Consider the following 3,851-nt stretch of genomic DNA (forward strand, 5'->3'; position numbering starts at 1 on the left):
GTCCCGGCGCCGCGCCGGTGCGGATGGCGAGCGGTGGGGGCCGTGTACGCCAGCATGGTCGGCACCCCGATGTCACTGGTGACGTCCATCAGGTGCACCGGCGATCCGGTCAGCTCTCCGGCCGTCGCGTACGCCCGCGCGACGCCGTACGGGAGCGTCCGCGGGTCGATCAGCCTTGGCCGGAAACCGCCCCCGCCGAGGAACGCCCGCGCCAGGAGCAGCGACAGGGCGTCCCGCTCGATCGCCTCGTTGAGTGCGTGCAGCAGCGCCTCGCCGGCGGTGACGCCGGCGGCCGAACCGCTGTTGCAGCTGTAGCGCATGAGGTGGATGTAGTCGCAGTCGTCTCCGGCCAGTTCGCGCAGGCGTACGGCGTCGGTCTCCACGTACCAGGGGGCGGACAGGAACAGCGGCACCAGCGCCTCCCGTCGCCCGCCGAGGGCGCGATAGCGCAGGCAGGCCATGCGCCGGCCGGGCGTCCGGGCCAGCAGCAGCGCGCAGGCGTCCTCGCGCAGCGGCCCCGCGGCGATCCCGGCGGGCACGGCCGGCTCCACGGCGGCGGGTTCGAACCCGGCCGGGCCGGTAAGGTAGTGCTCGACGGCCTCGAACAGCGCGCCCACACGGGCTTCCTCAGGACGCCCTTTCCCCATCCCGCACGCGACCGGCGAGGCGTCCCCCGCGCCGCCGACCAGCTCGCACCACCAGGCGGTCGGATCGCGACCCCGGCCCGCGTCCATCAGCTCCGCCCGCAGGCCCAGTGCGGCCAGTGCCGCCGTCGCGCGACGCCCAGCCTCGTGCAGCGGCACCGCCCGCTCCACCTCACAGGATGGATCCCGATGCTGCCTAGTGCTCGCCATCGCCGGCGGTCGCGGTCAGCAGTTCTCTGAGCCGGTCCAGTTCAGCCTCGGTCAGGTGCTGAGCCCTTCTGTCCAGCGACTCGGCCGATTTGAAATCCACGACATTTCCCATGAGACTTCCCCCTTGGGTTTCGCGCCTTAATTCTAGCGACGCCCGAACAAAGTCCCAGGAAAATGGATTTATTGGTGTTTGATGGCTTGTTTGCATATTCAAGGGATTAGTTCTGCCGGGCCCGTCCCTTCAATGTCGGGATGCTGGAAAGCCGGTGCGGCCCCTCAGGGGATGCGGGCCACGGCGCAGTAGTTGCCCGAGGAGCGGGGCTCGTCGCGGCAGGCGAGATCGCGCTCGGTCGGGCAGGCGAGGTCGCGCTCGGCGGGGCGCCACTGCGGGACCCACACCAGTCCGGGTTCGATCAGGTCGAGGCCGTCGAGCAGGGCTTTGACCTCGTCTCGTGTGCGGATGGCGAGGCGGGGCAGCGTCATGGCGAGCATGCTCCGGATGGCGGGCAGCAGTTCCGGCGGGATGCCGTCGAACGTGGTGTGCAGCAGGCCGAGGAAGCTGCCACTCGGCGCCGCGTGCCGGAGTCGCTTGACGGCGTCATGGGCGCACTCGTCGTCGTCGAGGCAGTGGGTCGACACCAGGAGCACCGCCAGGGGCCTGTCCCAGTCGAGGAACGTCTGGACCACGTGATCCCGGAGCATCTCGTCGATCTCGCGTACATCGCCGTCCACTACGCGGACCAGGTCGTTGAAGGGCTCGATGGTGGCCTGCGCCATGGTCAGCACCATCGGGTTGCTCTCCACGTACACGACGCGCGGGCCGGGGCCGGCGGAGGCGCGGCGCGCTATGTCGTGCAATCTGTGTCCGGCCGGAAGGCCGCTGGGGATTCCGCTTCCCACGATCAGGAATTGGTCCACACCCTCGGCGGCGGCCAGGTGGCGTACCGCCCGGGACAGGAATTGGAGCACGGCGCGGGCGGCGGTGGTGAGCGCGGGGGTTACTTGATCGAAATGGCGCACCATGTCCTTGTCCACCAGGAAGTTGTTCTTCCCGCCCGCCGCCGCGTCGAAAATCCGCGTGATTCTGGCCTGCGTCGTGTCCAGCTTGGCCAGGTTTCGGACAGCACGTTGGTGCATGAGCGTTGCCCCTTTCCCCTCGCCGCCACCTGCTTGCGATAGGCGATCTTTGGACTTCACTCGATGACTATGACCATATGTTCCAACAATTCCGTTCAATGGCAATACGATAGACCGGTTATTTCGGGAAATGTTTGTGACCAGAATCTTCGTGACAGGGCCCTCATCGATGATCGTCGAGCCCGCCGAAGACTCCATTCGCGCAGGTAGGGAACGCCTGAGCCGGTCGCCGCCCGCTGTGGCCGTCCACGCCGGCGGCCGCCGGTTGCGCGGAATAGGTAGACCGGTCTATTTTCTTCCCATGGTCACAGACAAGGGAGCGCGGACGAGCGGGCGGCTGGTGGAGTCGATGCTCGAACTGATCCAGGCGCGCGGCTACAGCGGCACCGGGCTCAACACGGTGACGGAGCATGCCCAGGCCCCGAAGGGGTCGCTCTACTTCCACTTCCCCGAGGGCAAGGAGGCGCTGGGCGAGAAGGCCGTCGAGCGGGCGGGCGGCCAGTTCCGCGCGCTCGTCACCGAAACGGCCGCCGAGGCGGAGAGCCCGGGAGACATTCTCCGGCGGGTCGTCGACGTCCTGATCGGAATCCTCACCGGCAGCGACTACCAGCTCGGCTGCCCGGTGTCCGTGGTGACCTTGGAGATGGGCGCGCACAGCGAACGCCTCCGCACGGCCTGCGCGCTCGCCTTCGAATCATGGATCGGGCCGATGACCGAGCATCTCGTCGGCCGCGGCCACGCGCGCCCGGCGGCACGCGCCGTGGCCACGACCGTCGTCAGCACGGTGGAGGGCGCGATGATCGTGTCCCGTGCCCGGCGCGACGTGGAGGCGCTGCGCAACGCCGCTCAGGTGCTCGGCGACCTTCTCGACCAGCCGCCCGCCGCCACCGCGAAGGAGACCTCATGAGCAGGCACGCGCTCGTGTTCGGAGCCACCGGGTTCGTCGGCCGGCATCTGATCCTCGCGCTGGACCAGGCCGGTGTCCGTGTCACCGCGGCGACGCGCGACAGCGGGTCCCACGTCGGGCTGGGCACCTGGCTCGCCGAGCGCGGATGCCGGAACGCCCCGGCCGGCGTTCGCGTCGACTTCGGCGCGCCGGCGTTGATCGAGGGCGACGCGGCGGCCTGGGAGGACGTCACCGAGATCTACAACTGCGCGGGCTCCTACCGGTTCGGGATGACCGTCCCGGAGGCCCGTCACGCCAACGTCGACAGCGTGCGGGCGATCGTGGCGTTCGCCGCCCGGCTGCCCCGCCTGCGGCGGCTCGTGCACGTCTCGGGCTACCGCGTGGGGGGCCAGGACCCCGCGTCAGTGCCGTGGAGCGATGACCTCGTACAGCGCACCTACCAGCGCCTCGGCCCCTATGAGGCGTCCAAGGTCGAGTCCGACGCGGTCTTCCAGGCCACCGCCGACCGGCTGGGCGTGCCCTGGTCCATCGTCAACCCCTCCAGCGTGATCGGGGACAGCACGAGTGGCGAGTCCGACCAGCAGATCGGGCTCGCCTCGAACCTGAGCGACCTCTGGCGAGGTTCGCTCGCGGCTCTGCCGGGGAGCGCTGAGACGTTCGTCCCCGTGGTTGCCGTGGACTACTTGGCGCGCTTCATGACACTGCTTCCCGAGGACCCGGAGGCGGCGCGGGCCGCGTTCTGGATCCTGGACGACGGCACCCCGCCGCTGCCGGACCTCCTCTCGCTCGTGGGGCACCACTACCGGGTCAAGGTCCCGCGGTTGAGGGTCCCCGTGTCACTGGTACGGCGCCTGCCGCCCGCGCTGACCAAGGCGGACCCGGAAACCCTGACCTTCCTGTCGTCCGACCGCTATCCCACGGGGCCGGCCCGCGCGTTCGCCGAGCGGCACGGA

5 protein-coding genes are annotated in these 3,851 nt (G+C 69.7%); 2 read left to right on the forward strand and 3 right to left on the reverse strand.

Annotated elements, in window-relative coordinates; all coding sequences use genetic code 11:
* From AB0J09_RS58620 to AB0J09_RS58630, 3 genes are all read right to left on the reverse strand, one after another.
* A partial coding sequence (locus AB0J09_RS58620; RefSeq protein WP_360711952.1) for a YcaO-like family protein occupies positions 1–803 on the reverse strand: 803 nt, incomplete at its 3' end.
* Between the two features lie 37 nt (positions 804–840).
* A complete protein-coding gene (locus tag AB0J09_RS58625) occupies positions 841–966 on the reverse strand; it encodes a hypothetical protein (RefSeq protein WP_360711955.1) in 126 nt (41 codons plus the stop codon).
* Positions 967–1,130: 164 nt separating this feature from the next.
* Positions 1,131–1,991 carry an SAM-dependent methyltransferase gene (locus AB0J09_RS58630; protein WP_360711958.1) on the reverse strand — a complete coding sequence of 287 codons (861 nt, stop codon included), beginning with the start codon at positions 1,989–1,991 and terminating at the stop codon, positions 1,131–1,133.
* Positions 1,992–2,292: 301 nt separating this feature from the next.
* Between AB0J09_RS58630 and AB0J09_RS58635 the strand changes: the two genes are divergently transcribed.
* Together AB0J09_RS58635 and AB0J09_RS58640 are read left to right on the forward strand one after the other, a co-directional pair.
* Positions 2,293–2,898, forward strand: coding sequence for a TetR/AcrR family transcriptional regulator (locus AB0J09_RS58635; RefSeq protein WP_360711960.1), 606 nt, complete (start codon positions 2,293–2,295; stop codon positions 2,896–2,898).
* Positions 2,895–3,851, forward strand: a 957-nt coding sequence (locus AB0J09_RS58640; RefSeq protein ID WP_360711963.1) for an SDR family oxidoreductase, incomplete at its 3' end; no start/stop codon positions are given. The genes AB0J09_RS58635 and AB0J09_RS58640, both read left to right, overlap by 4 nt.

Source organism: Nonomuraea sp. NPDC049784 (assembly GCF_040659615.1).
GTDB lineage: Bacteria > Actinomycetota > Actinomycetes > Streptosporangiales > Streptosporangiaceae > Nonomuraea.